1 protein-coding gene and 2 pseudogenes are annotated in these 1493 nt (G+C 72.8%); 1 reads left to right on the top strand and 2 read right to left on the bottom strand.

Annotated elements, in window-relative coordinates; genetic code table 11:
- Positions 1-225: pseudogene (locus tag G6022_RS16690) on the bottom strand (hypothetical protein); the annotation flags it as partial.
- A 51-nt stretch (positions 226-276) separates the two neighbouring features.
- Here G6022_RS16690 and G6022_RS10585 point away from each other — a divergent pair.
- Positions 277-954 carry a DNA alkylation repair protein gene (locus G6022_RS10585; RefSeq protein WP_182617872.1) on the top strand — a complete coding sequence of 226 codons (678 nt, stop codon included), beginning with the start codon at positions 277-279 and terminating at the stop codon, positions 952-954.
- 74 nt (positions 955-1028) lie between these two features.
- On the opposite strand, the pseudogene G6022_RS10580 reads toward G6022_RS10585, so the two are convergent.
- A pseudogene (locus G6022_RS10580) lies at positions 1029-1493 on the bottom strand (hypothetical protein); the annotation flags it as partial.

The following is a 1493-nucleotide window of genomic DNA, read 5'->3' as shown; positions in this document are numbered from 1 at the left end:
CGCGACCGGGCCGGGGACGAGATCGAACGTCGGGTGGGGCCGCGGCGACGTGAGTCGACCGAGCCGGGCCGGATCCGGCATCGCGCGGACGCGTCCCGGCCGCGGGCGACGGTGATGGCCCTCGGTGAGCCCGCGGAGTACCTTGTGAGCCAGGAGTCCCTCACGCCACCCGGCGACCGGCGCGGCGCGGTCGAGCAGGTCGGGACGGATGCTCCGCAGGCGCATCCGGCGAGTATAGGACCGTGGGCGCGGGGCGGCGCGGAGGAGGAGACCGATATGACGACGACGAGCGAGCCGGATCTCGACGAGGTGATGGCCGAGCTGGCCGCGCTGGAGGACCCCAGGATCCTGGCCGTCAACGAGCGGCACGGCGACGACCACGGGGTCAACCTGACCACGCTGCGCGGGGTGGCCAAGCGGATCAAGAAGAACCAGTCGTTCGCGGAGGAACTGTGGGCCACCGGCGACTCGGCGGCGCGCCTGCTCGCGTTGCTGATCTGCCGCCCCAAGGAGTTCTCCGGCGGTCAGCTGGACGCGATGCTGCGCGAGGCCCGCACCCGCAAGGTGCACGACTGGCTGGTCGGGTACGTGGTGATGAAGGGCCCGCACGCCGAGCAACTCCGCCTGGAGTGGCTGGGTGACCCCGATCCGGTGGTCGCCGCCGCCGGGTGGGCGCTCACCGCCGACAGGGTGGTCAAGAAGCCGGACGGGTTGGACTCGTCCGGGCTGTTGGACGCGATCGAGGCCGAGATGGCCGAGGCGCACGAGCGGCTGCAGTGGGAGATGAACACGTGCCTGGCGCAGATCGGGATCCATCACCCGGACCTGCGGCCGCGCGCACTGGAGATCGGCGAACGACTGGGGGTGCTCCGGGACTACCCGACGCCCGCGGGCTGCACCTCGCCCTACGTTCCAGAGTGGATCGGCGAGATGGTGCGCCGCAACGAGGGCTGAGGCCCGCTCACGCGGCCGCGTCGCACGCCCCGCCCGCTCACGCGGCGAGTGGGCGCAGATGTGCGAATCCGGGATCAGTCTCGTGGGGACACGTGATCGGAACCGACCCCGCGATGAGAACCGACCCCGCGATGGGAGGCGACGGCGGCGCGAGCGGCACGGTAGAGCGCTGCGTGGGCAGCGGCGACCGCGCTGTCCTCGGCATCGGCCATCCGAGCGGGGACCGGTGGGCCGTCCAGCGCGGTCGCCAGTGCCCGGCGTAGGTCCGCGGCCGTCGGGTCTGAGGGGTCGTAGGAGCCCGCCGGCGAACCCCACTGCTCGACCAGGTAACCGATATCCGGGATGACCGGCGGCAGCCCCAGATCCCGGCACGACTCCAGCCACCCGGAGTGCGTCCCGTGGCGGTGGGGCAGGACCAGGGCGTCGAACCCGGCCAGGGCCCGGCACAGCGCGTCCTCGGTCAGCAGGTCGTGGGAGCGGACCTCGACGTCCGGACGCTCGGCGAGCCCGGAACACCCGGACCGTCTCCTCCGCGAGCG

Origin of the sequence: Dietzia sp. Cai40 (assembly GCF_014145165.1) — a bacterium.
GTDB lineage: Bacteria > Actinomycetota > Actinomycetes > Mycobacteriales > Mycobacteriaceae > Dietzia > Dietzia natronolimnaea.
Note: the sequence above shows the minus strand (reverse complement) of the source record. Positions and strands in the feature narration are given on the sequence as shown.